This window comes from Hwanghaeella sp. LZ110, assembly GCF_048892525.1.
Lineage (GTDB): Bacteria > Pseudomonadota > Alphaproteobacteria > UBA8366 > Aestuariispiraceae > Pacificispira.
Window position 1 is genome coordinate 125,851 of sequence record NZ_JBLZHT010000007.1, and the last position, 25,878, is coordinate 151,728.

The 25,878-nt window shown below is 55.2% G+C and carries 22 protein-coding genes and 1 riboswitch; of the genes, 10 read left to right on the plus strand and 12 right to left on the minus strand.

Annotated elements, in window-relative coordinates:
- The 4 genes from ACOSDM_RS15115 to ACOSDM_RS15130 form a co-directional block, all read right to left on the minus strand.
- On the minus strand, positions 1 to 2,160 hold the full coding sequence (locus ACOSDM_RS15115) for a type VI secretion system Vgr family protein (protein WP_420725379.1): 2,160 nt from the start codon (positions 2,158 to 2,160) through the stop codon (positions 1 to 3).
- A 156-nt stretch (positions 2,161 to 2,316) separates the two neighbouring features.
- Positions 2,317 to 2,673: an endonuclease domain-containing protein gene (locus ACOSDM_RS15120; protein WP_420725380.1), complete on the minus strand. Its 357-nt coding sequence runs from the start codon at positions 2,671 to 2,673 to the stop codon at positions 2,317 to 2,319.
- Positions 2,674 to 2,888: 215 nt separating this feature from the next.
- Entirely contained in the window at positions 2,889 to 5,561 is a 2,673-nt protein-coding gene (tssH, locus tag ACOSDM_RS15125; protein ID WP_420725381.1) for a type VI secretion system ATPase TssH, read from the minus strand.
- A 277-nt stretch (positions 5,562 to 5,838) separates the two neighbouring features.
- The gene (locus tag ACOSDM_RS15130; protein ID WP_420725382.1) at positions 5,839 to 6,429 is read right to left on the minus strand and encodes a hypothetical protein; all 591 of its coding nucleotides are present in this window, start codon (positions 6,427 to 6,429) and stop codon (positions 5,839 to 5,841) included.
- On the opposite strand from ACOSDM_RS15130, the gene ACOSDM_RS15135 reads away from it, so the two are divergent.
- Complete coding sequence (locus ACOSDM_RS15135; protein ID WP_420725383.1) at positions 6,428 to 6,568, plus strand: hypothetical protein; 141 nt, start codon at positions 6,428 to 6,430, stop codon at positions 6,566 to 6,568. The two genes, ACOSDM_RS15130 and ACOSDM_RS15135, sit on opposite strands and share 2 nt — an antisense overlap.
- A 425-nt stretch (positions 6,569 to 6,993) precedes the next feature.
- Here the strand turns inward: ACOSDM_RS15135 and ACOSDM_RS15140 are convergent, their stop codons facing one another.
- The 5 genes from ACOSDM_RS15140 to ACOSDM_RS15160 all read right to left on the minus strand — a co-directional run bounded on the left by ACOSDM_RS15140 (position 6,994) and on the right by ACOSDM_RS15160 (position 13,818).
- On the minus strand, positions 6,994 to 7,932 hold the full coding sequence (locus ACOSDM_RS15140; RefSeq protein WP_420725384.1) for an IS1595 family transposase: 939 nt from the start codon (positions 7,930 to 7,932) through the stop codon (positions 6,994 to 6,996).
- A 32-nt stretch (positions 7,933 to 7,964) separates the two neighbouring features.
- Positions 7,965 to 8,198 carry a hypothetical protein gene (locus ACOSDM_RS15145; protein WP_420725385.1) on the minus strand — a complete coding sequence of 78 codons (234 nt, stop codon included), beginning with the start codon at positions 8,196 to 8,198 and terminating at the stop codon, positions 7,965 to 7,967.
- Between the two features lie 627 nt (positions 8,199 to 8,825).
- On the minus strand, positions 8,826 to 10,151 hold the full coding sequence (locus ACOSDM_RS15150) for an NAD(P)/FAD-dependent oxidoreductase (RefSeq protein ID WP_420725386.1): 1,326 nt from the start codon (positions 10,149 to 10,151) through the stop codon (positions 8,826 to 8,828).
- Positions 10,152 to 10,157: 6 nt separating this feature from the next.
- Entirely contained in the window at positions 10,158 to 10,820 is a 663-nt protein-coding gene (locus tag ACOSDM_RS15155) for a glutathione S-transferase family protein (RefSeq protein ID WP_420725387.1), read from the minus strand.
- A 34-nt stretch (positions 10,821 to 10,854) separates the two neighbouring features.
- The gene (locus ACOSDM_RS15160) at positions 10,855 to 13,818 is read right to left on the minus strand and encodes a bifunctional [glutamine synthetase] adenylyltransferase/[glutamine synthetase]-adenylyl-L-tyrosine phosphorylase (protein ID WP_420725388.1); all 2,964 of its coding nucleotides are present in this window, start codon (positions 13,816 to 13,818) and stop codon (positions 10,855 to 10,857) included.
- A gap of 105 nt (positions 13,819 to 13,923) precedes the next feature.
- Here ACOSDM_RS15160 and ACOSDM_RS15165 point away from each other — a divergent pair, with 105 nt between their 5' ends.
- The 6 genes from ACOSDM_RS15165 (at position 13,924) to ACOSDM_RS15190 (ending at position 21,111) form a co-directional block, all read left to right on the plus strand.
- Complete coding sequence (locus tag ACOSDM_RS15165) at positions 13,924 to 17,559, plus strand: DUF3971 domain-containing protein (protein ID WP_420725389.1); 3,636 nt, start codon at positions 13,924 to 13,926, stop codon at positions 17,557 to 17,559.
- 53 nt (positions 17,560 to 17,612) lie between these two features.
- Positions 17,613 to 18,425, plus strand: a complete 813-nt coding sequence (locus ACOSDM_RS15170) for a phytanoyl-CoA dioxygenase family protein (RefSeq protein ID WP_420725390.1) — start codon at positions 17,613 to 17,615, stop codon at positions 18,423 to 18,425.
- Positions 18,422 to 19,069, plus strand: a complete 648-nt coding sequence (locus ACOSDM_RS15175) for a dimethylsulfonioproprionate lyase family protein (protein ID WP_420725391.1) — start codon at positions 18,422 to 18,424, stop codon at positions 19,067 to 19,069. Before ACOSDM_RS15170 ends, ACOSDM_RS15175 begins: the two co-directional genes overlap by 4 nt.
- Positions 19,070 to 19,133: 64 nt before the next feature.
- Positions 19,134 to 19,553, plus strand: coding sequence for a SufE family protein (locus ACOSDM_RS15180; protein WP_420725392.1), 420 nt, complete (start codon positions 19,134 to 19,136; stop codon positions 19,551 to 19,553).
- Positions 19,554 to 19,663: 110 nt separating this feature from the next.
- Positions 19,664 to 20,575, plus strand: a complete 912-nt coding sequence (locus ACOSDM_RS15185) for an arginase family protein (protein WP_420725393.1) — start codon at positions 19,664 to 19,666, stop codon at positions 20,573 to 20,575.
- A 62-nt stretch (positions 20,576 to 20,637) separates the two neighbouring features.
- Positions 20,638 to 21,111 carry a MarR family winged helix-turn-helix transcriptional regulator gene (locus ACOSDM_RS15190; RefSeq protein WP_420725394.1) on the plus strand — a complete coding sequence of 158 codons (474 nt, stop codon included), beginning with the start codon at positions 20,638 to 20,640 and terminating at the stop codon, positions 21,109 to 21,111.
- A 16-nt stretch (positions 21,112 to 21,127) separates the two neighbouring features.
- Here the strand turns inward: ACOSDM_RS15190 and rnhA are convergent, their stop codons facing one another.
- The 3 genes from rnhA to ispH form a co-directional block, all read right to left on the minus strand.
- Entirely contained in the window at positions 21,128 to 21,571 is a 444-nt protein-coding gene (gene rnhA, locus ACOSDM_RS15195) for a ribonuclease HI (protein ID WP_420725395.1), read from the minus strand.
- Positions 21,568 to 22,536 (minus strand): homoserine kinase, encoded by a 969-nt coding sequence (locus tag ACOSDM_RS15200; protein WP_420725396.1) that lies wholly within the window; start codon positions 22,534 to 22,536, stop codon positions 21,568 to 21,570. The genes rnhA and ACOSDM_RS15200 overlap by 4 nt, the downstream gene beginning before the upstream one ends.
- Positions 22,537 to 22,601: 65 nt before the next feature.
- Positions 22,602 to 23,552, minus strand: a complete 951-nt coding sequence (ispH, locus tag ACOSDM_RS15205; protein ID WP_420725397.1) for a 4-hydroxy-3-methylbut-2-enyl diphosphate reductase — start codon at positions 23,550 to 23,552, stop codon at positions 22,602 to 22,604.
- Between the two features lie 174 nt (positions 23,553 to 23,726).
- On the opposite strand from ispH, the gene ACOSDM_RS15210 reads away from it, so the two are divergent.
- Genes ACOSDM_RS15210 through ACOSDM_RS15220 form a run of 3 tightly spaced genes read left to right on the plus strand, consistent with a single transcriptional unit; the run spans position 23,727 to position 25,615 of the window.
- Positions 23,727 to 23,966 carry a CDGSH iron-sulfur domain-containing protein gene (locus tag ACOSDM_RS15210; protein ID WP_420725398.1) on the plus strand — a complete coding sequence of 80 codons (240 nt, stop codon included), beginning with the start codon at positions 23,727 to 23,729 and terminating at the stop codon, positions 23,964 to 23,966.
- A 33-nt stretch (positions 23,967 to 23,999) separates the two neighbouring features.
- A complete protein-coding gene (locus ACOSDM_RS15215) occupies positions 24,000 to 24,530 on the plus strand; it encodes a hypothetical protein (protein WP_420725399.1) in 531 nt (176 codons plus the stop codon).
- On the plus strand, positions 24,527 to 25,615 hold the full coding sequence (locus ACOSDM_RS15220) for an AbrB family transcriptional regulator (RefSeq protein ID WP_420725443.1): 1,089 nt from the start codon (positions 24,527 to 24,529) through the stop codon (positions 25,613 to 25,615). Before ACOSDM_RS15215 ends, ACOSDM_RS15220 begins: the two co-directional genes overlap by 4 nt.
- Positions 25,616 to 25,657: 42 nt before the next feature.
- Positions 25,658 to 25,748, plus strand: a riboswitch (glycine riboswitch).
- Positions 25,749 to 25,878: the final 130 nt, after the last annotated feature.

Consider the following 25,878-nt stretch of genomic DNA (forward strand, 5'->3'; position numbering starts at 1 on the left):
TTAATTGATCTTGGCAATGGCACCTTGCAGGATTGCCATCACGCCCCCTTTGAACGTGCCCGTCGTACCCCCTTCATAGGTGCCAGACAGCCCGCCCTTAGACTCAAGTGTCAGCCCCCCTTCTTCTGTCAGGCTCATACCGCCCTTCATCTCCATTGAAACTCCGCCTTCTTCCTTAAGGGACATGCCCGCCGTGGATTCCGTGGTCATGCCAGACTTCAAAGTCAGCTTCGTCCCCGCATCATCGGTGACATTCATGCCGCCCTTATTGGTCAGGTTCATCTTGGCTTCGTTATCAATATTGGTGCCAGCTGAATTTGTAATATTCTGACCAGCCGTCGTTTCATAATTCATCCCGGCATCATTGGTAATGCTCTGAGCGGCCTCGCTGTTGATATTCTTGCCCGCCGTAATTTTTATATCGCCGCCCACATCAATGATCAGGTCGCCAGAAATTGTCAGCTTGTAATCCTTGGTCACGGTATGGGTGAAGCCGTTATCTGTCTTATGGGTCTGAGAGCCATTCACCGTCAGTTTGCGATCCCCCTTCACCGAATGAGTCTCATCCCCGGTCTGAACCTCAAAGATGCGGTTTCCCTTTTCAATGGTGACAGTATCATCGTCATCTTTCACAGTCGTGGTGCGGGCATTTTCCACAACAGAATTCCAGTCCTTCTGGGCGTGCAGGAATATTTCCTCCTTGCCGGCCAGATCCTCGAAACGGAACTCGTTATAGCCATTGCCCCCTTTGGATGAATTGGATTTCATCGTCGCCTTGGTTTGATCGTCGGGCAGTGTATAGGGCTGCACCTGTTCGCCGTTATAGACACAGCCTGTGATCAGCGGGCGGTCCGGGTCTCCCTCCAGGAAGGTCACCACGACTTCCATCCCAATCCGCGGCAGGAACCAGGTTCCCCAGCTTTTCCCAGCCCAGCCCTGGGCAACCCGGACCCAACAGGACGTGTTCTCGTCCTTCTGGCCTTCCCGGTCCCAATGAAACTGCACCTTCACGCGGCCAAATTCATCGGTCCATATTTCTTCACCCGCTTTGCCGGTCACCAGCGCAGTTTGCGTCCCGTGAATGCGCGGGCGTTGGGTTTTACGCTGCGGGCGATAAGCAAGCGACTTGGGAAAGGCAACAAAGCCATTCTCATACCGGTCCTTGTCGGCGCGAATGGAAAGTTCCCCCAACACGTAATCGGCATTCAGGGAATCGCGCCCATGCCAGATCAAGGAGAAGGCATAACCCGCAATAAAGGATTTCATGGAGGACCGCCCCTCCAGCGACTTAGACAGGGCTTCGAATTCCTGAATGCGCAGGCTGGCGCGACTGTCGCCATTGCTTTTCGCCATGTAACCGCCCGGATATTCATACACTTCCATATCAGACCCACTGCCATCGCCATCGGCGCTGGCCATCAATTCCGTAGAAGGGGTCTGAAAATTATAGTCATCGGTGGCGTAATGGTCGCTGACCACCCGTTCCGAATAGGATAATTGATGTACCGCATCTTCATCCTCGCGCCCGGACTGTCCGGTCGGGCGATAGGTGGCGCGATTTATTCCGGGACAGGTCGCGTGGGCATCGGCATCATCGGCCAGAACCAATGTATGTTTACCCTCTTCATGCCGATGGAAATAGAAGATCCCTTCGTCCTCCATCAACCGGTTCAGGAAATCGAACACCGTTTCGTTATACTGAACACAATAGGTTCGGCTCTGATAGGCAGACGTTGTTTCCAGCGCATAATCCGTAACCCCTATTTCCCCCAGCAGTTGCTCGATGATTTCCGTAACCGACATATCCTGAAAAATGCGGCAATCTGTCTTGCGCGTCCCCAACCAGAATTTCGGACGAATGATGGCGCGATAGGTCCACAAGCGCGGATCTGAATCATGCTGAGAAAAATCTGTCACAAGACCATCAACATAGCGACTGGTCTGTCCATCAGCGGAATAAATCACTGCTGTGACGGTCTTGCCAACAATGGCAGTAAAGTCGATCTCCGGGTCTTCCGACACCATCTCCAATTCATATCGGAACAGCGACGATAACCCTTCCGTCCCGCGCACCGCCTGCAGGATCAGGACATCATCCCCCAATGGCGTCGTCACAGCCAGATATTGGTTCTCCTGGGAGAAACCGACCGGATCAGCCATGGAATCGCTCCCCCCCAGTTGTGCGAGACGAGAGATCACCCCCACCCCGACCCTCCCCCCTCAAGGGGGAGGGAGATCTATCTCTTACCCCTCCCCCCTTGAGGGGGGGAGCCCCATATTTTACCCCTCCCCCCTTGAGGGGGGGAGCCCCATCTTTTACCCCTCCCCCCTTGAGGGGGGGAGGTTGGGAGGGGGGTGAGATGCAAGCGCCAATCGAATGGTTTCGACACACCCTTCCAAATTCTGCAACACGTCGTTGTTCCATAATCTCAAAACCCGATAACCCTCGGATTTCAGCCAGGCATCTCGACTTACATCCGACTGTGAATCCGCATGTTGCCCGCCATCGACTTCTACAACCAGTCTGAATTCCAGACACACAAAGTCGACGATGTAACGACCGATCAATTGCTGCCGACGGAACTTCCGACCATCGACCTGGCGTTGCCGTAACATCTGCCAAAGCAGGTGTTCTGCTTTCGTTGGATTGGCCCGAAGGGTTCTTGGTTTCATACGATGAGCGTAGCGCAGTTATGCTGCCGGTGGAAAGATCACCCCCACCCCGACCCTCCCCCCTCAAGGGGGAGGGAGCGAAACGCTTCAACGGGGATCCCCATATTTTACCCCTCCCCCCTTGAGGGGGGGAGCCCCATCTTTTACCCCTCCCCCCTTGAGGGGGGGAGGTTGGGAGGGGGGTGATCGCTGTAATCCTCATTCCACACCCACGATCATTCAAACCGCACGGAAAAGCCCATGCCGTCCAGGGAGACATGGGCCTGTTGAAAGCTCTTACCCTCTGCCATTTGCGACAGAACGGCTTCGGCCAGGGTTGGCAGCAGGTTTTGGGTTACCACATTGTCGATCGCCCGCGCGCCGCTTTCCACCTCTGCAGATCGCGCTGCGATGGTTGGCGCAATGGCAGGGTCCAGTACCAGAGTGGCACCATTGTTTTCACTAAACCGCTTGGCAATGCGATCCAGTTTCAACTGGACGATATTGGCAATCTCTTCCTGACCTAGCGGTAGGTACGGAACAATGACCATGCGACCCAAGAAGGCTGGCTTGAAGCGGCTCAGCAGGTCCGGGCGCACCTTGGCAACCAGGCCATCCAGCGACATTGGCTCTCCACTGAAAGCCGCATCCATGATGACCCGATCCCCCAGATTGGAGGTCAGGATGATCACCGTATTTTTGAAATCGACTTCGATGCCTTCACCATCTTCCATCATGCCCTTGTCGAACACCTGAAAGAACAGTTCCATCACATCGGGATGGGCCTTCTCCACCTCATCCAATAGCACAACTGAATAGGGGTTGCGGCGCACGGCCTCCGTCAAAACGCCGCCCGTGCCATAGCCGACATAGCCTGGCGGTGCGCCTTTCAGGCCGGACACCGTATGGGCCTCCTGAAACTCCGACATATTGACGGAGATCAGATTACGCTCCCCCCCAAACAACAATTCCGCAAGGGTTAGAGCCGTTTCCGTCTTCCCGACACCGCTGGGGCCAACGAACATAAAGACCCCAACTGGCTTGCTGGGATCATCCAGACCCGCGCGATAGGTGCGAATGCGTCGGGCCACCACATCCAGCGCGTGATCCTGCCCAACAATGCGGGCTTTCATCCGGCTTTCCAGATCAATCACGCCCTGAATGTCATCGCGCATCATGCGGCCAACGGGGATGCCCGTCCATCCGGCAACCACACTGGCGACGGTATCGCCATTAACCTCCACCGGGACCATCGGCGTATCACCTTGCAGCGCCACCAGTTTGGCATTCAGATCGGCATAGGCCTGACCCGGCGGTTCGCCCTGCAAGCGCTTTGCCAGGACCGCCATCATCTCCTCAACAACGGCGCGCTCTTCTTCCCAGCGGGCGGTCAGGGTATCGCGTTGGGTTTCAGCCTCCGCAAGCGCGGCATCCAGTTTGGCCAACCGGGCGGCGTGATCCCCTTCCAGCACCCTTTCGCGATGCAGAATGTCACGCTCCACCGACAGGCGTTCAACCTGACGAATGGCCGCTTCCACCTGGGGCGGACGATCCCCTTGTGCGACCGCGACCCGGGCGCAGGCCGTGTCCAAAACGCCAATCGCCTTATCAGGCAATTGCCGCCCGGTGATATAACGGGCCGACAGCGAAACAGCCTCTGCAATCGCCTCGTCCAGAATGCGCACCTTGTGATGTTCTTCCAGACGCCGTGCCAGGCCTCGCACCATCGCGACTGCGCGTTCTGGATCAGGCTCGTCCACTTTAACGACCTGGAAGCGCCGGGCCAACGCGGGGTCTTTCTCAATATACTTTTTGTATTCCGCCCATGTTGTCGCAGCGACGGTGCGCAATTCACCCCGTGCCAAGGCAGGCTTCAGCAGATTGGCCGCATCTCCCTGCCCCGCAGCGCCACCAGCACCAATCAGCGTATGAGCCTCATCAATGAACAGAATGATCGGACGGGGGGAGGATTTCACGGCATCGATGACGGTTTTCAAGCGATCCTCAAACTCCCCCTTCATCGATGCGCCCGCTTGCAGCAGGGCCAGGTCCAGAACCCGCAAATCCACATCCCGCAAAGGTTCTGGCACATCACCATCAGCAATCCGCTGGGCAAGCCCTTCGACCACGGCTGTCTTCCCGACCCCGGCTTCACCGGTCAGGATGGGGTTGTTCTGGCGGCGGCGCATCAGGATATCGACCATTTGCCGTATCTCTCCATCGCGCCCGACAATCGGATCAATTGCACCGATCAGCGCCTGATCCGTCAGGGAGATCGTATAAAGCTCCAGCGCATCCGCCTTGGCGGTGGCGGCAGCCTGTGCCACCTGTTCTTCTTCCGTTGGTGCACCGGCTTTCGCCTGTTGAACCTCCTTGCGCCGTTCCTTCGCCGCCTTTGCATCGGCCTTGCTGGCCTCAATCGCACTGGGCATTACCTCTGGCGATTGGCGCAGAATTTCAGACCAACTGTCACGCAGGCCCGCAGCAGGGATCGCCTTAAAGGCAGGGGCGCCATCGAATAGGGGGGCACGAATTGATTCCGTGTCCAGCGCGGCCTGCAGCAAAGCCGCAGAGCGCGTCGCATTCTGGCCCAGGCTGAGTGAGGAATAGACCCAGGCTTCCTGCAGAAGATCAGCAATTTGGGGCGACAAGGCGGGGGTTCTGGTGTTGCCGCGTCGGAATCCTTCGACAGCGCTTTGCAAATCGGCAATCAGGTCGGACAGATCAACACCATGGGCCTTCAGACCCTGCACCGCATCCGTGTCCGTCTGTTCCAGCAATTTCAGCAGGACATGCTCGACTTCGACATTAAAATTGGTCTGCTGCACACACAACTGGGCCGCCCCTTCCAACGCCTTTTTACAGGCGGGGTTCAGCTTCCCCACAAGGGTTTTCATATCCAACTGCATGCGCGCGGCACTCCTTCCCGATCAACGGATAAGACTCCGTCGCGATTCGAGATTTCGCGCAAGGGACGGGATTCAGACATGCGGAACCGAAATGCTAATACTGTCATTCCCACGAGGGCGGGAATCCAGCACCACCCATGCCAATCGAACCCGCCGCTCTGGACCCCGGATCAAGTCGGGACTTATATACTTGACGTACCCAGAAAATGGAAAGTAGGGTTGATGGGACAGGCCGGTGCTGAAATTGAGGTTACCCCCGAGATGATTGAGGCGGGGGTTACGGTTTTGTGGGAATCTGGCACTGTGCAAGAGCCATTGCAGTCTGATCGGTTATTGGTTGAAGATATATTTCGCGCAATGATTCAGCTTTGTCGCCAGAAACGTTGTTTTTGATATGTTTGGAGAAAATGGTGATGATTAGTGTCAATTGGTCAACAACCTCTTTTTTTTCTAGAATATCTTCGGTGGATAGGCTTGCTGCATCGGTTTTGCATATAGAGTGCCCTGGTTGAAGAAATCTTCGAGATGGCTCTGTTTGGGGGGCGGAGGTGTTTCCCATGTCGGCAATTGGGACCCAGTGAACAAGATTGTTTCGAAATTGATCAATTGGGTTCATTTTCTTTTCTATTTTAGACCAGAACTTTCGTGCCGCGTCGTCTTCATGTAACGACAGTAGGCTGTCAATTATTGAGTAACATGATCGTTTGTTTGTGATGCGATAGAAGACGTTATTTGCTTTTTGGGGCGACGTATCTAAAAGGATTTCAAATAGATGTGCCTGCTGAAATTCAAGCATAGCGTAGCAATTTAGGAACTTAATCCTAGCGGCATCAAAAGAACTAACCTGAACTGTGGTTGAATTAGACATGACAGACTCCAAGAAAGATGAAACCAAGCGAGACGAGACGTTAAGGCGGATGCTGGAAACGCCGCCTGATCCGCACAAGAAAACGGCAAAGCGCGAGGCGACCAAAAAAGCCGCCCCGGCTCGCCGTCAACCGAAGTAGACGAGTATTGCCGCGACGGCCCAAAGGACATTCGCGACGTCAACATGAACTGTGATGGTCATTGCGTGACCTCCAGCGAGCCCATGGCCATGGGTCGTGAAACCCAAGTATTTTATTCACGCCCTAGCTGGCGCTAGTGGGTTTGTTGTCTAGATCAACCGACCCACGCCGGACAAAACATCCATTTGGTTGGTCTTGGGGGTCCCAAGACTCCGTCCGGAGAATGCCCTTTAGCCGCCCTTCACTGGGGCGACATAGGGTGCGTGAAACACCCTAGGCACCCTGAGTGGGCCATCATCACGATGGGTTCAGCAGTGCTTAGGGTGATTACACCACGGACTCAATCAAGAGGCGAGTCATTCTGACGGTGACGCCACAGCAAGAGTAGGAGGTAGCGTTTCCACTGGCGACGGGTGTAGCGCTTTTTAGGCAGTTGCCCACTCACCAGTCCGCCGATAGGTCATGCGCTTGCCGGTGATGCCTTTAAGGGCAAGATCGGCGCGCTCAAAATCGGTGGCGGTGCGCTGATTGTAACGGAAGTCAAATTCGCCAAGGTAGCGTTTGAGGTGCTTGGCTGAAACATGGTGATAAACGCCAATGATGCCGCGCTTGAGAATAGCGAAATAGCTTTCAATGGTGTTGGTGTGGGCTTCACCGCGGACGTATTCGCCCGCGCTGTGGTTGACTGCGGAATGCTTGAAGTCCTTGCCCATATGGCGGTATTGGCCCGCATCGTCGGTCATGAGGTGCGTATCGCCCTGCAACTGAGTAACGAGGATCGGGCGTAACGTTTTGGCGGCAACGCTTTTGGTGTGGCGGGAATGAACCTTCCCACCGCGTTCTACTAAGGAAAAGACGGTTTCTTTACCCCATGAGCCCCCCAAACGTGTTTTAGCGCGCTTGGATTTGTGGCGGTTCTTTTCCTTGCCGCCAACAAAGGTTTCGTCTGCTTCGACAATTTTACCGGGACCACCCATAGAACGGGGTTCTGGGATAGGTTCGCGCATTGCTTCACGGATACGGTGTGCCATGAACCATGCGCTCTTGTATGTGATGCCTAACATGCGGTGCAGTTGATGTGCGCTCATGCCCTTCTTGGAGGAAGACATAAGGTGCGTAGCGAGAATCCACTTATTCAAGGGGATCTTCGAGCGCTCAAAGAGAGTGCCTACGGTAACAGAGAAGGGCTTGCGGCAAGACTTGCACTTGTAGACGCCTGGACGGGTAGATTTACCGTCTAGCTTGGTCGCATGGTCAACGTCGCCACAGTGAGGGCAGATCGGACCATTGGGCCAGCGGATCGCTTCCAAGTGAGCGCGGGCTTTGTCCACATCGTGAAAAATAGGGTTGGTGATATCAGTCATGGAATTATCCTATAAGGAAGAATTAGATGAACTTAAGCGCGCGGAGTTGACGAATTCTGTTTTCCTTCGTCGATTGCATTTTGCGCTGTCTCAAGGGCTTCTCGCAAAATCAGCGAGAGCTTGTCAGTGGTATGCCGCTGAGATTCGACTTGGACCGATATCCATATTGTTGCTTCTTCCTCGGTGGCGTTATCGCCGAGGGTTATTTCAACGGGTCCGGGCAATGATCCGGTCGGAAACGAGAGGCGTCGGACTTTGATGGACATGAGTTTTCTCCTTCCCCTGATATATGGGGAATGAGGCCTGGTACGTCAAGTATACAATTCCCGATCAAGTCCGGGGTGACGGTGCATTAAGCAAGTGTCTCCTCACCCTGAGGAGCGTAGCGTCTCGAAGGGTGGGCCCTCTGAAAGCACCCTACTTACAGCCCCTCCTTCAAGACGGCGCTACCGCACCCCTCAGGATGAGAATGGAACAATTTGAGGAACGCCCAGGTGGGAATCCAGCACCACCCATGCCAATCGAACCCGCCGATCTGGACCCCGGATCAAGTCCGGGGTGACGGTGCATTAGGCAAGTGTCTCCTCACCCTGAGGAGCGAAGCGTCTCGAAGGGTGGGCCCTCTGCAAGCACCGCACTTACAGCCCCTCCTTCGAGACGGCGCATTGGCGCCTCCTCAGGATGAGAATGGAACAATTTGAGGAACGCCCAGGTGGTATTCCTGCACCACCCACGCGAATCGCGCCCGCCGCCCTGGACCCCGGATCAAGTCCGGGGTGACGCTAGCCTATAACTCTCGTCATTCCCGCGCAGGCGGGAATCCAGGGCCAGACGTGCCAAACGCGCCTGTCGCACTGACTCTCAGACCAAACCCGACATACCAAAACCGACCCCTAAATCTCGACCGGGGCCAGGGATGTACCGTCGAAGAAGCGCGTATACCGGAAGGGTTCTGGATCAACACAGGGCGGTTCGCCAACCGTCAATTGCGCCGCCAGCTTGCCCGCGCCAGGCCCGATGCCAAAGCCATGTCCGGAAAAACCCGACGCCAGCGTCAAGCCGGGCAATGCCTCCAACGGGGCGATACAGGGAACGGCATCCGGGGTCGTATCAATCATTCCGGCCCAATATTCCTCCACCTGCAAATCCTTCAAAACAGGAAAGGCGGCCTTGAAGCTGGCAAAGCCCTTGTCCAGAATCTTGCGGTCCGCCGCCGGGTCCAGAATGCGTGTTCGTTCAAACGGGCTTTCCGAATTCAGATCCCAGGAGGTGTTTTGCATAAGCTGTTCGAAGAAACGACCGTCCAGGCGCAGCTTGATCGTATCGCGTTCCGCCATGAAGGATTTCCAGAATTTATCCATCCAGCGAAACGCATCTGGAACCAGATAAAAGGTCGAATCAAATCCTCGCGACAGGGAATATTTGCCATCATTCCGGCGTCTGATCGCGAAATCGGGGGTGGAAAGCCCCCCAGGCGTCACTTCCGGTCCAGCCGTTGTGCGCAACACAGATGATTTGACCTGTAATTGCGGGAACGCAATGTCATGGCGCTTCAGGAACAGGGACGACCACGCACCCCCGGCCAGGATGACGGAGTCACAGGCGATCACACCTTTTTCCGTGACCACAGCAGACACACGCCCGCCCGATGTTTCCAGACCGCGCACGGCACAGCCTGTCAGAATCGCTGCGCCCTTCTTCTGTGCCGATGTTGCAATGGCTGGGGCGGCCTTATGCGGTTCTGCGCGCCCGTCGCTGGGCGTCCACAGCGCCCCTGGATAACCCGTTTCATAGCCTGGCAACAAATCGCGTAACCCCTGAGGGGTAACGGTTCTGGTATCCAATTGATACTGTTTTGCAATATCCACCCAGCGCTCATAAGAGGCCATCTGCTTTTCAGTCTTGGCAACATAAATGACGCCCGCCTGCGCAAAGCCGGTTTCCGCCTCGATCTCCTTATCAAGACCGCGCCATATCCTAAGGGCTTCCTGGATCAGCGGCATTTCCTTGGGGTCACGTCCCTGCTGACGGCAATAGCCCCAATTGCGAGAAGATTGCTCCCCCCCGATCACGCCCTTTTCGCACAGGGCGACGCTGTAGCCCTTTTTCACCAAATGCCAGACGGCAGAGACACCAATGATGCCGCCGCCAATCACAACGACATCCACTTTCTTTGGCAGGACCTGTGTCGCTGCGACGGGATCAACAGGAGGAGACATGTTTGATTACACCAAAGACCGTTCGAGTTTATCCCATTCCGCAAGGGTCGTTCCGAACGGAATCATGACATTTTTCCGATAGGCAGGGCGGTCCTGTAAGCGGGCATACCATGCCTTGATATTCTTGAAATCCTGATGATCAACCTGAATGTTGTAATAGCGATAGATCAGCGTTCCCAAGGGGATATCTGCGATGGTCAGCCGATCCATGACCATAAAACTGCGACCGGCCAAATGCGCATCCAGAAGCGCCAGCGCCTTTTCCGTCGCAACCTTTGCCTGGGCAATCAAATCCGGGTTTCGCTGATCCGGTTCACATCGCACCGTGCGCCAGAACAAATCGATCATGGGTCCGGTCAGGGTCGTTTTATGCCAATCCAACCACTGATCCGCATGTGCCTGTTCTTTTAGATTGTCAGGCAACAAACTGCCCTGACCATGAGCCCGTGCAAGGTGGCGGACAATGGCGTTTGACTCGTACAGCGTAAAATCCCCATCTTGCAGTACAGGCACACGCATATTCGGATTCATCGCCTTGAAGGTATCCGTATTGATGCCACCGAAGGAACCCCCCACCATTTTATGGTCATAAGTCAGGCCCAATTCATCCGCCGTCCATAAGACCGGCATGACATTACTGGAATTCTTGCGTCCCCATATGGTCAGCATGATCGACAATTCCTTTGGATAGATAAGACTTTGATCAGGTCAGGTCTTTACGGTAGCCCGCAGCGGGGGTGGCGATCAATGCCTCATACTGGTCCCGTACTGCCTGCGCCACTTTTTCCATCCGCGGTGCTAAATCTTCAAATGCGTCTACCCCCGCAGCCCGCGCCAAAGCCCGCTTCTGTCCTTCCAGCGCATTGGCTGCATCGAACCCACCCCCCGGTGCGGTCAACCGGATTGCCGCCTGAACCTGCCGCCACAGGCGCAACCCCTCACGTAATGCTGTGAAGGCGGGTTCGGTCAGGTATCCTGCGGCGTGCAATCGCTCTAACGCATCTGCGGTATTGGTGGACAGAACAGAAGGATTTTCCGCTGCATGCGCCAACTGCAATGCCTGGACAGTAAATTCGACATCGACCAGACCGCCCTGGCGATACTTCACATCCCATTCTGATTTCGGCGCAAATTCCCGCGCGATTCGATTGTGCATTGTGTCTACATCAACCAACAATTTCTTTGGATCGCGCGGCTGGACCAGGGCGGTATGAATGGCGTCCGTCAGGCGCGCCTGCAGCGCTGCACTGCCATAAACCGGCCGGGCGCGCGTCAGGGCCATATGCTCCCATGTCCAGGCCTCCCCGTCTGGCAATTTGTAGTAATTGGCAAAGCCCGCCAATTGTGTCGCCAGAGCCCCGGCCTTGCCCGATGGACGCAACCGCGTATCGACCTCGTACAAGGACCCTTCCCCGGTTTCTGTGGTAATCGCGGTCACTAGGCGTTGGCACAGGCGCAGATAATAGACCTGTGGTCCCAGCGGTTTTGCACCATCCGATTGGGTCACGCCCTCTGCAAAATCATAGACAAAGACCAGATCCAAATCAGACATGGGCAGCAATTCACCACCGCCCAATTTACCAAAGGCGATGACCGCCATCCCCATACCGTCAATATGGCCATGCTGCTCTGCAAACTCTTCCGATGCGGCGGGCAGGATCGCATGCAGCGCCCGCAAGGCAATGGCGCTATAGGCAGGGCCAATGCGATCCCCGTCGGCAACGCCACGCAACAACTGAACACCGATCCGGAATTTCTGATCATTGGCCCAACGCCGCACCGCATCCAGGATATCCTGAAAATCGCGACACAGCGCCAATGCTGAGGATAAATCATCATCGTCAGACACAGCAAAGGGAGCATCAGACACGATTGGATCAAAGAAGTCCTCGCCCAACACGGAATCCAGAAGGATCGGTTTGCGCGACAACCAGTCGGCCAGGCGCGGCGCTTCCCCCAATATTTCAGAAACCAGGTTCAACAGGACTGGATGCGCCTGAAACAGTGAAAAAAGCTGAACACCAGACGGCAAGCCGGAAAGAAAATTATCAAACCGCTGAAGCGCTTCGTCCGGGCTGGCCGTGTCACCAAAAGCCTTTAATATGCGGGGCATCAACTCCGTCAGGATTTGCCGACTGCGTTCGCTGCGGGTCGCACGATAGCGCCCGCGATGCCACACCCTGATCCGCTCTGCGACATGGGATGGATTTTCAAAGCCCATCCGCGACAAGGTGTCCAAGGTGTCTGGATCATCTTCACTGCCGGTAAAGACCAGAGAACCATCGCCCCCCAAGTCCGGCGATTCCTCAAATAACCGTGCATAATGACCAGCAACTGTGGTCAGGGTCTCTCGCAGTGTCGTGCGGAATGCATCCAGGTCAGCCTGGCCCATGAACTGGGCGATTGCCGCCATGCCCTCTGGCGTTTTTGGCATGGTCTGGGTCTGCTGGTCATTCACCATCTGCAACCGATGTTCCAGGCGGCGCAGGTAGTGATAGGACTGCTTCATCTCTGCGGCGGTTTCCGGTAGAACATGGCCAAATTCTGCCAGTCGATCCAGCATCAGGCAGGTCGGCTTCTCCCGCAATTCAACCTGACGCCCGCCCCAGATCAATTGCTGTGTCTGAACAAAGAATTCGATCTCCCGAATGCCGCCGCGACCGATTTTAATGTTGTGACCATCAACGGCAATCTCTGCACCCCCGCGATAGGCATTGATCTGGCGCTTGATGGAATGAATATCCTGGATGGCGGCAAAATCCAGAAATTTTCGCCAGATGAAAGGCCGGATATGGGTCAGGAATTCCTCCCCCAGGGCGTGATCACCGGCAACAGGTCGCGCCTTGATCATCGCGGCGCGCTCCCAATTCTGACCGACGCTTTCGTAGTAGGTTTCCGCTGCACGGACAGACATTGCCAATGGGGTAACACTGGGATCCGGGCGCAGCCTCAAATCCGTGCGGAATACATACCCTTCCCCCGTGCGCTCCTCCATCAGGCGGATAATCTGACGGGTGACCCGCACCATATCCTGGCGCAACTGATCTGGATCATCCGGCGCCAGGCGCTGGGTATCGTATAAAACGATCAAATCAATATCCGATGAATAATTCAGCTCACGCGAACCATGTTTCCCCATCCCCAGGATAACAAAACCATCAGTATCATTTCCCACGGTGTCGTCTGCGCCGCCCCGCCAGGTGCGCAGCGCAAACCGACTGGCCCGTTCCAGCGCGCTGTCGGCTAAATCTGCCAGCGTGCCTGTCACTTTTTCCAATGACCACAAGCCCAGCAAATCGGCAATTGCGACACCCAGTGCAACCGCACGCTTTGCCCGGCGCAGCTCTACCATCAGGGTTTTGTCATTGGTCGCCGTCTGATCCAAATTGGGTAATGCCGCCATCCGACGGGCGACGGCCTCATCCGGCCCGCACCGCAAAATGTCTGCAAATACATCCGCATCCCGTCGAATAAGGGCGCTTAGAAAATCGCTGTGGGCTGAGATGAAATTCAGAAAATGACGCCCACGAGGGTCTGCATAGAAATCTTCCACAAGCGCATGATCAGGGTGGTCTTGCGCCAGAACAGGTTTATCAGCAGGTCGTGCGCCCTCCGGGATCGGTAAATCATCCGGATTTATGTGGCTAAGAAAGGATACCATCCCCATTTTCAAACTATTCCTTAAAGCGGCGTTTAAATGCCGTGCGAACCGATTATTATGACCCTTCGACTTCCCTTATGGCAGTCGCTGTACTCCTGAACCAAGGACACTATGAATAAGCGAGCCAAGCGTATTGTTTTAGAGGCCACAATCGGCCTTCTCTTGGGCACCGTCCTTTTAAGTGCCGCAGGGGTCTATATCCTATCGCGGGGCCCACTCTCAATATCTGCGCTGACCCCTATCCTTGAAGATGCGCTTAATGTCGAAGGTTCGCCCTACAGGGTCAAGGTTGAGAATACGCAAATAATCTGGGGCGGATGGGACAGGGCGGTCGACGTTATCGCAACCAATGTCACCGTGGTGGAGGCGGACAAGGCCCCGCTGGCGGTTTTGCCCCAGGTTTCTGTGGAAGTATCCTTCTCCGCCCTGTTATCCGGTGACATCCGGGTCAGGAAACTGGACTTAATCCGCCCTTCCCTGAAACTGGACCGCCATCCAGATGGACAATTGGTTTTATCCATGGACGGGCTGGACGGCGACAGCGCGGATGACGGGTCAATACCTGGGACGCAAATCGCCCTCCCTCAAAAAGCCAGTAATACCCTTATTCCAGAGCCGATCCTGAATGCCCTGACAGGCAAAACCCAGCCCCAGACATTTCTGGGTGGCCTGCAATCCTTCAGCATTATTGATGCCGAAATCCAAATTCGCGATCATGCCATTGCGGAGTCCCTAATGCTGCATAATGCCAATTTAGGGGTGTCACGATCCCCAGCGGGGCTGTTGGCAACGCTGTATGGCACCCTGGAAACGCCTACGGAAAATACCGATATTTCAGGATCGGTTTCCGTCTTTCGGGACACGGAACGGATTGAAACAAAACTAAATTTCGGACCTTTGGATACCAACCTGCCAATCCGCTATTTGCCGGATCTGGTATTCTACCTTCCGGATATGACCATCAGCGGCCAATTGGGTGTCGATTTCAATTTCCAGGGCCAGCCCATCCGGGCAACCTCCAGATTGAACAGCGCGGCAGGATCGATCGAATTGGACGCAACGCCAAACGGCGCCCTGCCCGCTGCAACCCTGAATGCAACATTTGATGCATTTGATGCCGCCGTCTGGTTAGGGGGATTATACGATGTGGAAAATGTCGTCGCCTATATGCCGCGCGTTCCAATTTCGGGCACGGCCACGACACAATTAAACGATCAAGGACTGCCCCGTGATATCACCGCCGAACTGACATCGCGCATTGGCGATATTTCCCTGACAGCACAGCCGTCCGAGGAAACCGGCGGCTTGACGGGATCCATCCTATTTACCGGCCTGGACGCGGATACGATCTCTCAAACCGCCCCTAAACTGGGCCTGCTGGATGGTGTGACGGTGCGGGTTGATGGCAGTGCCGATTTCGCGCTGGACCCCCAAATGAAGCCCCTATCCGGGCGCGTTGATATCAATTTCGGGTCCGGGCAACTGCCAGGCATCCCGGATGTGATGGAAACTGTGCCGGACCTGTTGTGGGGTCGGTTGGCAGCCCGCCTGTCCCCGGATGACAATGTCATCACATTGGAAAATCTGACCCTGGATTTCAGCAATCCAGAGGAAAACATATCCGGACCCAGTATCTCACTGACCGGATCCGCGCGACCGGCTGAGACCGGAATGGATATCGACCTGAATGGGCTTGTGCTGGACCTGCCGATGAACCGGCTGCCCGCCTTTTGGCCGGAAACACTGGCCCCAAATCCCCGCGAATGGGTGACGGACAATATTCCTGAAGCCGATGTGCATCAGGCCGGAATAGCCGCGTCCCTGTCCATTCCCGATATGGATCCCCAACAGATAACGATAAACAGCCTGAGCGGCGGGATAGAATTTGATCAGGCACAAGTGCATTACCTGCGCCCCCTGCCGCCCGCGACAGGCGTTGCCGGACTGGCTGAATTTACCAATACCTCATTTGATATCGATATCACCGCCGGGGTGCTGAAAGATGCAAAGTTAACCGATGGAAAGATCCTGATATCCGGGTTGGACGGCGATAATGAAGCCATTGATATCGGACTGTCGATTGCGACCCCCCTCTCTACCGCCTTGCAGCTTTTGGACACCAGTCCCCGCAACTATATTTCCCGGATTGGTCTTAATCCTGCTGGGATTACCGGAAACGCAGTGGCAGATGTGCGGTTTCGATTCCCCCTTCTGGCAGACCTGAACGCAGATGATATCGTTTATGAAACCGATGCCGTGCTGCGAAAGATTTCTGTTCCCCGTCCGGAATTGGACGCTGTTGTTACTGCAGAAAGCGTCGCGCTTGGCCTGCGACCGGGCAAGCTTGTATTGGAAGGTGATGTTCGCATCGATACCACGCCCGCGCGTGTTATCTGGAATGAAAACTTTGCAGACGAGGGGGATCAACAAACCCAATTGGCCATCACCACCACTGCGGATCTTTCAGAATTGCGTCGTTTTAACCTGCCGCTGGCTGGTATAGCGGAAGGCCCGGCCAGCCTGTCTGCCACCTATACGACCTTCAAGTCAGGCAGTCAGACTATTGATCTGACGGCCGATCTGACACATTCGACATTGATGGTGGATATGGTCGATTGGCGTAAAGAACCGGGTACGCCCAGTTCCCTGGCGTTGAAGATCGGAATTGATCCAACCAATGGCTATCGCATTGATAACATCGTACTGGATGGCGGTCAGGATCACCGGCTGGTTGGTCAAATGCAAGCGAACGCGGATTTTAAGCGTATTACCAATGCGACCATCGAAACCCTGCGCTATGGCAACACCAATATTTCCGGCACGGTGAAAGATGTTAATGGCATCTATCAGGTCACCTTGAATGGGCCCAGCATGGATATCACCCCGTTTGTTGATCTGGATGAAACCGATACAACGGACAGGGATGCGCCACCGGTTCTGGAACCTGCGATACAGATATCAGGTAGCGTTGAGTCAGTCTTCCTAAGTGCTGATCGGTCTGTCGACAACGTCGATTTTAGGCTGGATTTGCAAGGGGAACAGGTCGACCGCCTGAATGTCCTGGGATCCTTGGGGGCAGATAAAAGTGTGAACATCCAATATCTGCCAACGCCCAATGGAGGACACAGTCTGGATGTAACTGCGGACGATACCGGTCTGGCCCTGGCCATTGCAGACATCACCGGTCGACTGGAAGGCGGAAAGCTGACAATTACGGGCCTGCGCCAGACTGCCGATGATCCCATGCTGGGGCGCATTGAGATGCGCAATTTCAAACTGTTGGATGCGCCGCGCCTGACCAAAATCCTGGAGGTTATTTCTGTAACCGGCATTTTGGCGGCCTTGAACAATGAAGGCCTGGCCTTTGACACGATGACCGTGGATTTCAGCCTGACCCCTGACAGCTTCGATATTCTGGACGGTGTTGCGCGGGGCAATGCCATGGGCGTGACCGCAACGGGTGCGATCAACCGCACGGAAGATACCCTGAATATCGGCGGTGACATTGCCGTGGCTGGCATTTTCTCCAATACCATCGGCGCTATTCCGGGGATTAATCTATTGCTGGGGGATGGTTTATTTGGGGTAACCTACCGGATGACCGGGCCAGTAGATGATCCGGATGTCAATGTGAATCCCCTGTCTGTTATTGCTCCGGGTTTCCTGCGCAAGGTTTTTGGCGCAACCGGAGTGACGGAGGAAACCGGACCCAATGCCGATACTCCTCAAAGCCAGCGGGGGAACTGACATCCCGCTGTTTTGCGTTTGTCAGGCCCCCTACTGCAGGATAAATTTTTCCCATGATCACGCAAAATCACATTGATGCCTATGCTGCCGACGGGGTGGTTCTGGTGCGCGGACTATTGCGCGACTGGGTGGATATCATTGCACAGGGCATCGACCAGAACATGGCAGAGCCTGGCCCCTATGCAGCGGAAAACACAACTGCGACCGATACCGGCCGGTTTTTTGACGATTACTGCAACTGGCCGCGAATACCCGCTTTTGAAAAAATCATCCGGGACTCGCCAGTTGGCCAGTCCGCCGCACAGATTATGCAAAGTCGGACAGCGCAATTCTTCCATGATCATGTTCTGGTGAAAGAGCCCGGTACGTCAAAAAAGACACCCTGGCATCAGGACAGCCCCTATTACTTTGTCGAAGGCCGTCAGACCGTCAGCATTTGGGTACCCGTCGATCCAGTTGGTCTTGATGCCTGTCCTCAATTCATCAAGGGCTCGCATTTATGGGACAAGCTGGTCCTGCCGGTGCGCTGGCTGGATGACAGTGGCTTTTATCCAGACAAGGACGATTATCTACCCGTTCCAAATCCGGATGCAGAGCCCGACCGCTATACCCTGCTGTCGTGGACCATGCAGCCGGGCGACGCCATCCTGTTTGATTACCGCACCGTCCATGGTGCGCCTGCCAATCAGGGTCCCCATCGACGCAGAGCATTTTCCATGCGCTGGGTTGGAGATGATGCCCGATATGTGGAGCGTCCAGGGCGTACCTCTCCGCCCTATCCGGGGCATAGCATGCAGGCGGGCCAGCGCCTTCGGGACGATTGGTTTCCCGTGCTTTGGCCCCGTCCATCGGTTGGTGCAGCGTGACACTAAACAGACCCTTTCTCTCTGCAGGATGGAGCAGCACCAACAAAAGGCCCGAAGATGCCTTTCTGACCACCTTTATGGAAACGCTGCGCCGGGATGGGCGGCGTCTGTGCAATACGCTTGTTTCTGAACTGGATGCTTTGGGGCCCGCCCGGCGCAGTTGGGATCCATCCAGCGAACCCGTCGTCGCCCGACTGGACGCCTGCCTGGCGAAAGGCCCTCAGGAAACCGCCTATCTGAGGGGCGCAATTGCAGCCATGAAGCCCTTACTGTCGTGGCAGCGCGCACCGGGGAACCCGAATGTTAATAATGGACAGACCGACTTTCACTATCGCCACGCCTTCTGCACCCTGGTGGGGGAGGATGCGCGGGTTCCAACGACACGGCTGCGCGTCGGCCTGCTGTTGATCGATGCTCATTGCTTCTATCCCCTGCACGCCCATGCGGCAGATGAGATTTACCTGCCCGTGTCCGGAACCGCGACCATGCAGATTGGATCAACCCCACCAAAGGTGCGCGATCCCGGCAAATGCCTGTTGATTCCAGGTGATACCCCCCATGCGATCTGGACGGGCGACCATATGATTCTCTTGGCCTGGGCCTGGCTGGGCGATATCCGTGGCCCGTTCCTGTATCATAGCTAGACCTTTACCCTGAAGCCCAGGCCGCCTATATCGCGGGAAGGCATAGATAAAAACAGAGGTCGAAATGGCGCGCAGCATTGATGATTTGGTAGAGGATTTTGAACTCTTCGAAGATTGGGAAGAGCGCTATCGCTATATCGTGGATCTGGGCAAAAAACTGCCGCCAATGCCGGAAGACGAGAAGATCGAAGACAACAAGGTGCGGGGCTGCATGTCGCAAGTCTGGATGACCAGCCAGGTCGATGACAGCACAGAGCCAAGCACCCTGTCCTTTCGCGCCGACAGCGATGCCTTTATCGTCAAGGGGTTGATTGCAATCCTGCTGGAACTGTATTCCGGGCGCACCCCGCAGGAAATCACGGAACTGGACGCGACCGAAGCCCTGACGCGCCTGGGCCTGGAGAGCCATCTGTCGCCAAACCGCCGCAACGGTTTTGTCGCCATGGTCGGGCGCATCAAGTCAGAAGCACAGGCACACAGCTAAGATCCCCTTATACTAGTACTAGCGCATTTTCGATGAACAGATTTTGCGAATTGACACTTTCTAAAATTCAAATAGATTAATGCATCATCGATCTAATATAGATGTCTATCATGCGCGACCCTTTAAACATAACTCTTCTCGGCGTGCCGGTTGATTGCGAAGGAATACCCGGTGGCACAGCGCGCGCCCCAACCATCCTTAGGCGTCTGGGACTTCTCCAAGCGCTGCCGGAACTCAAGGATTCAAACGATCTTCCCGTCGAAATCAACGGAACACAGAGAGACCCAATCTCCGGCATCAAAGCGCTAGACGATGTCCGGCATGTGATTGGCGAAACCCATAAGCAGGTTACACGTCTTTTGAACGAGGGTACTTTTCCGATTTTGATCGGTGGCTGCTGCACCAATATTGTCGGGGCTATTGCCGCTGCCGCCCAAGTTTCGGATCAGGAGTCCAGCCAAATCGGCTTAGTTTATATCGATGGGCATCTTGATCTTTATGATGGCAAAACCTCACCAACCGGGGATTTCGCTGACATGCCAATGAACTTCATTCTGGGCAAAGGCAACGCCTCCCTGGGGCCTGAAATGGATTGCTGGCCCGGCTTGGCACCGCACACTGTTTCATTGGTCGGCTTCCGGGATCGGGATATCGCCCTGCGTCAAAGCGCCCTAATGCCAGAAGATTTCCCTATCCCGCCCCAGCTCATTGACGCGGACGCAATTCACCAATCGACACCTGCGGTCATCGCGCAGAAAATTCTCCGCTATCAGCAAGGTGTCGCATCAAAATTCTGGCTTCATCTTGATTGGGATGTTCTCGATGAAGTGGACTTTCCATCGTCTGATTATCCTATGCCTAACGGATTGACCTGGGCGCAACTCTCAGCACTCCTGCGGCCTCTCGTTCAATCGCCAATGCTCGTCGGCATGACGACGGCATGTTACAATCCAGATAAGGATCCGGACTTTCGCGATGGAAGACGCATCATCGATGTTTTAAGATGCGCCTTTGAGGAGTAATTCCCATTCAAAATCCACAAGACTCCAGGCTTGAAAATATACTGGGCGCACTGGCGCTCACTTTGGCCGACAGAATAACGGCAGAAGCTGAAGAAGTTACCGGGATTGGCGGAATCGGTTCCTCCATCCTGATCGCAATTCGCAGCGAGCCTGGATTATTGATTGAGCATCTCGCCAAACAACAGAATAAAAGCCAATCCACAATTGTTCGGGCCATACAGCAATTAGAGCAACGCAAACTGGTGGCAAAGAGGGCCGGTTCGGACCGGCGGACCATTCAGCTAATACTGACCGAGTCTGGAACTGCTTGTGCCGAGTCAATTCTCAACGCGCGCGAAGCCCTGATCACCAATGCGCTGACGCCCCTTACCGGCACGCAACGCTCCCAGTTGGAACGGATGGTCGAAACCATATTGGTTGACCTTGTGCATCACCCGAAAGACGCCTATCCAATGTGCAGACTGTGTCGTGAGGAATGTTGTGGTGATGACTTGGACTGTCCGGTTGAACGCGGTGCGGCGTCAAAAGAACGCTAGAAATGTTACATACCCGTCAACCACGCCCTGGAATGCCCTGACGGGCTAATTCATCGGCCCGTTCATTTTCTGGATGTCCGGCATGCCCCTTGACCCAGGCCCATTCGATCTTGTGCCGGGCCACGGCAAGTTCCAGTCGCTGCCATAAATCCGCATTCTTCACAGGTTTTTTCGCCGCCGTCTTCCAGCCATTCTTTTTCCAGCCATGGATCCATTTGGTAATGCCGTCTTTGACATAGGTACTGTCTGTCGTCAGGCGTACAGCCATGGGGCGCGTCAGCGCCTCCAGCCCGGCAATCGCGGCCATTAATTCCATACGGTTGTTCGTTGTGTCCAACTCGCCGCCACAGATTTCCTTTTCATGGGCACCCCACCGGATGACCGCGCCCCATCCGCCGGGACCAGGATTGCCGCTGCAGGCACCATCGGTGAAAATCTCAACCAGGGTCTTTTCGCTCATGACCCATCAAATCCGTATGCGCTGGCGGAGGAGACACCCTGATGGAATCGCAGCCGGTCGAAATAGTCCATTGGGTCATGGGGACGCACCAAGGCTCCTGGTGGGCAATTCAACCAGTCATATAATCGCGTTAGCAAGAATCGCATCGCCGACCCTCGCGCCAGAATGGACAATGCCTCAATTTCCGCCGATGTCAGCGGACGATGCTGCGCATAGTTGGACAGCAAGGCCCGGGCCTTGGTGACGTTGAAACTGCGATCCCGCTCAAAACACCAGGCGTTCAAACAGATTGCCAAATCATAGGCCAGGAAATCCGTGCAGGCGAAATAGAAGTCGATCACGCCGGACAGCCGGTCCCCGATGAAAAACACATTGTCGGGAAACATATCGGCATGACACACCCCTATGGGCAGGTCCTTTGGCCAATTCGCCTCCAGAAAATCCAGTTCTGCGCGGATCAGCGGCGCCATATCCTTATGAACTTCATGGGCGCGGGCTTCTGACTTCTCAAATAAAGGCCGCCAATCCCCAAGCGTCAGACCATTGCGGCGATGCATTGGGAAATCTGCACCAGCTGCATGCAGATCCGCCAGGGCCGCCCCCAATTGCGCACAATGTTCCTTGCGGATGCGCCGCGCCCACATGCCTTCCAGAAAGCTGGTGACCGCTGCAGGCCTGTCATTCAGATCCCGCAGCGCCGTGCCGTCCGGCATTTCAATCGGACGCGGACAGGGCAGGCCTTTTTCCGCCAGATGGTTCATCAAACCGATGAAGAACGGCAGATCTTCACGCTTCACGCGCTTTTCATATAAGGTCAGGATAAAGGTGTCCTGGGTGGTCCGGATCAGGTAATTGGAATTCTCCACCCCTTCCGCAATGCCTTTTGCCGACACCAAGTCGCCAATGCCGTATTGTGCGATAAAGGCCGACATATCTTCGTCGGATACATCCGTGTAAACCGCCATACTGAATCCGTCGCTTATCGATTTGGTTAAAGTTTACTGGGTTAAAAGTTTACTGGGTTAAAAGTTTACTGGGTTAAAAGACGGGGAAGCTTGAATTCCACATCTTCCTGCGCAATGGAGATCTGGCTGACCGTGACCGCATAATGATCACGACATGCATTGATCACCTCTTCCACCAGTACTTCCGGGGCGGAGGCGCCGGCGGATATGCCAAGCCGGGAAACACCCTGCATCCAGTCCCAATCAATGTCGGTGGCCCGTTGAACCAAAGCAGCCTTTGGGCAGCCCGCAACCCGCGCGACTTCAACCAACCGACGGGAATTTGACGAATTTGGGGCACCGATGACCAGCACGGCCTCAACCTCTGCCGCCAGGGCCCGCACTGCTGCCTGACGATTGGTCGTGGCATAACAGATATCTTCGCGCTTTGGCCCGGCAATGTCTGGATAGCGTACCCGCAACGCATCAATGATTTCCGCCGTATCGTCCACCGACAATGTGGTCTGAGTCGCAAAAGCCAATGGCGCATCAGGGGGGAAATCCAGTTTCGCCACATCCGCCAGGGTTTCGACCAAAACGACCGCCCCGTCTGGCAATTGCCCCATCGTGCCAACCACTTCCGGATGACCGACATGGCCAATCAGAATGATCGTATGCCCGCCATCGTGATAGCGTTCCACTTCCCGGTGGACCTTGCTGACCAGGGGACAGGTCGCATCGACATAAATCATCTCCCGCGCCTGTGCGGCGGCAGGAACAGATTTCGGCACACCATGGGCAGAAAAAATCACCGGCCGGTCGGTTGGGGCCTCGTCCAGTTCTTCAACAAAGATCGCCCCCTTGCTTTCCAGTGATTCGACAACAAAACGGTTATGGACAATCTCGTGGCGCACATAAACAGGGGCGCCGAATTTTTCCAGCGCCTTTTCAACGATCAGGATAGCCCGGTCCACACCGGCACAGAAACCGCGGGGGCCTGCCAGTTTTATCGCCAAATCTGGTTTCACATCAGCCATGTTTCATTCTTTCATTCCACACTGCATTCCCTTACGTCGCGTGTTCCGGCAATTCCGTCAACAGAGAAGGAGTTATTCCCGCGCGGCGCTTGTTCCAGGCGGGCCTGTCGATTAGTCTCCCCCTACAGTGAAATTGCGCATCCAACGCGCCCCGCATGATGGTGGAACATCACGATGACCGATCCTTTGATCGCGGCGAAACAACCCTTCCCCATTGAAGTTGTGGCGGGACAAAAGTACTTCTGGTGCGCCTGCGGGCGTTCTGCATCCCAGCCCTTTTGCGACGGAAGCCACACAGGGACAAAAATGACACCACAAATCTATACCGCAGATAAGTCACGCACGATATTTTTCTGTGGCTGCAAGCATAGTGATCGCGGACCACTGTGTGACGGTACGCATTCAAAATTCTAACATGCCACGAAGTTTACAATGGGATTTTTCAGTATGCAGGGAGTTAAACTGAATATGCGGCTTTTGCTTCTCGGGATTTGTCTGACTGTCCTTACGGCCTGCGCGGAACCGACAAAGATTATTCCCTGCCCCCCCATTCTGATCCCACTGGATACGGAGCGGGTTACGCGCTTTGCCCCTGGATCCGGGCGTGACATCACGGACGTTGTGATGCGTGGCGAAATCCGATTCCTGTCTGGGGAATGCACCGTAAAGGATGAGGAAGTTGAAATGACCTTTCCTATCGCGGTGCGCGGCGTGCGTGGCCCGGCCCAGAAATCAGGTATAGAGCCCATCAGTCTGTTTCTGGCGGTATCAACGCCAGATCGTCAGATCCTGAACCGGCGTGAAATGGATATGACCCTGAATTTTGACGGCAATCGCACCACGACTGTCTCGGCAGATACGGTGACTGTGGTGATCCCGAAGAAAGAAGAACAATCCGCCAAGTCTTTCATCCTCTTCATCGGTCTGGTCCTGTCTGAGGAAGAATTACAGTACAATCGCGAGGAAAGCCGTCGCTGACCCAATTCCAAAATAAGAACCCGTTTTCAGACCTGACATGGACCCTCCTTATCACGCTGTTGATCGGCTCTTTGGGGGGCTGCGTCTTTGACTTTTTGGACCTTCCCGCCGCCTATCTCAGCGGATCCATGCTGGCCGTCGCAATATGGGTCATCGCCGGGCGCAAGGCGGAACTGCCAAACCCGTTAAGCAATCTCAGCTTTATCGCGACGGGATCCTTGCTGGGGGCTGGTATTGACCGAAACAGCCTGTCTTCTATCCCAGACTGGCCTGTATCCCTGATCATGCTCGGCATCAGCATGATTATCCTGTTGGCGCTGGTTCGCCTGTATCTGCGCCGGTTTCATCATTATGATCGCAACACGGCGATATTGTGTTCCGTCCCAGGGGCGATGAGTTTTGTTGTCGCTGTCGCGACAGAGATCGGCGCCGATACACGTCGGGTTGCCGTCATCCAAACCGTGCGGCTGGCAACCGTTATGGTGCTGATCCCAATTGTTGTAGGCTATACGAATGTGCATTCGCCGATGCCCACAGCGATTCCTAAGGACATGTTGGGCTGGCCAGAAATTGCGATGGTCCTGGCACTCTCCTGCTTAGGGGTTCCATTAGGAAGCTTGCTCCGAATTCCCGCCCCCTATTTTACAGGCCCAATGGTTATCAGTGGCGCCCTGTTCATGACAGGCACGGTGGAAGGTGCTATTCCTGCCTACGTCCTGTATCCGCCGCTGATCATTTGTGGTGCGACCATCGGCACGCGATTCGCAGGCAGCACAAAAAAATTCCTGATTTCCTGCACCAAAGCCGGAATCGGCGCGACCGGTTTAGGGCTTGCGATCACCAGCCTATTTGCCTGGCCAACAGCGGCCTTTCTGGATCTGCCCTTCATGCAGGTCTGGCTGGCCTTTGCGCCGGGTGGGCTGGAAGCCATGACGGTTCTGGCCTTCACTTTGGATACGGACCCGGCTTTTGTGGCCGGGCACCAGATTATCCGATTCCTGGCCATCAGCCTGATCGTGCCCTTCTTGCTGGGCAAATCGAAGGTCGCACAGCAGTCCGATCCAGCATCCTCCCCACCGCCTTGACACGGCAAAGGGATCAGGTACTCTCGCCGCGCTATAGTTCGTTATACCTGCGTGGGAGAGTGTGACCCGATGGGTCGCCGCCGAAGGAGCAACCGCCCCGGAATCTCTCAGGCCCCTGGACCGCGCGGGTTAGGACAATCTGGAAAGTGATGTGGTCTGTTCAGACCCTATCCACCGAAGGGGTAAGCCACCCCGACTGACAGAGGGATCACCCTCTTCATCATGTCGGGATCGGTCACACTCTCAGGTTCCATGACAGAGGG

Bases quoted from the DNA above. Each gene is read 5' to 3' on its own strand.
- ispH (WP_420725397.1), bottom strand. From the start codon at position 23,552: ATGGCTGATGTGAAACCAGATTTGGCGATAAAACTGGCAGGCCCCCGC.
- ACOSDM_RS15145 (WP_420725385.1), bottom strand. From the start codon at position 8,198: ATGTCCATCAAAGTCCGACGCCTCTCGTTTCCGACCGGATCATTGCCC.
- ACOSDM_RS15215 (WP_420725399.1), top strand. From the start codon at position 24,000: ATGCAGGGAGTTAAACTGAATATGCGGCTTTTGCTTCTCGGGATTTGT.
- ACOSDM_RS15135 (WP_420725383.1), top strand. From the start codon at position 6,428: ATGACAGACTCCAAGAAAGATGAAACCAAGCGAGACGAGACGTTAAGG.
- tssH (WP_420725381.1), bottom strand. From the start codon at position 5,561: ATGCAGTTGGATATGAAAACCCTTGTGGGGAAGCTGAACCCCGCCTGT.
- ACOSDM_RS15120 (WP_420725380.1), bottom strand. From the start codon at position 2,673: ATGAAACCAAGAACCCTTCGGGCCAATCCAACGAAAGCAGAACACCTG.
- ACOSDM_RS15160 (WP_420725388.1), bottom strand. From the start codon at position 13,818: ATGGGGATGGTATCCTTTCTTAGCCACATAAATCCGGATGATTTACCG.
- ACOSDM_RS15150 (WP_420725386.1), bottom strand. From the start codon at position 10,151: ATGTCTCCTCCTGTTGATCCCGTCGCAGCGACACAGGTCCTGCCAAAG.
- ACOSDM_RS15140 (WP_420725384.1), bottom strand. From the start codon at position 7,932: ATGACTGATATCACCAACCCTATTTTTCACGATGTGGACAAAGCCCGC.
- ACOSDM_RS15155 (WP_420725387.1), bottom strand. From the start codon at position 10,820: ATGCTGACCATATGGGGACGCAAGAATTCCAGTAATGTCATGCCGGTC.
- rnhA (WP_420725395.1), bottom strand. From the start codon at position 21,571: ATGAGCGAAAAGACCCTGGTTGAGATTTTCACCGATGGTGCCTGCAGC.
- ACOSDM_RS15210 (WP_420725398.1), top strand. From the start codon at position 23,727: ATGACCGATCCTTTGATCGCGGCGAAACAACCCTTCCCCATTGAAGTT.
- ACOSDM_RS15185 (WP_420725393.1), top strand. From the start codon at position 19,664: ATGCGCGACCCTTTAAACATAACTCTTCTCGGCGTGCCGGTTGATTGC.
- ACOSDM_RS15180 (WP_420725392.1), top strand. From the start codon at position 19,134: ATGGCGCGCAGCATTGATGATTTGGTAGAGGATTTTGAACTCTTCGAA.
- ACOSDM_RS15200 (WP_420725396.1), bottom strand. From the start codon at position 22,536: ATGGCGGTTTACACGGATGTATCCGACGAAGATATGTCGGCCTTTATC.
- ACOSDM_RS15115 (WP_420725379.1), bottom strand. From the start codon at position 2,160: ATGGCTGATCCGGTCGGTTTCTCCCAGGAGAACCAATATCTGGCTGTG.
- ACOSDM_RS15165 (WP_420725389.1), top strand. From the start codon at position 13,924: ATGAATAAGCGAGCCAAGCGTATTGTTTTAGAGGCCACAATCGGCCTT.
- ACOSDM_RS15170 (WP_420725390.1), top strand. From the start codon at position 17,613: ATGATCACGCAAAATCACATTGATGCCTATGCTGCCGACGGGGTGGTT.
- ACOSDM_RS15130 (WP_420725382.1), bottom strand. From the start codon at position 6,429: ATGTCTAATTCAACCACAGTTCAGGTTAGTTCTTTTGATGCCGCTAGG.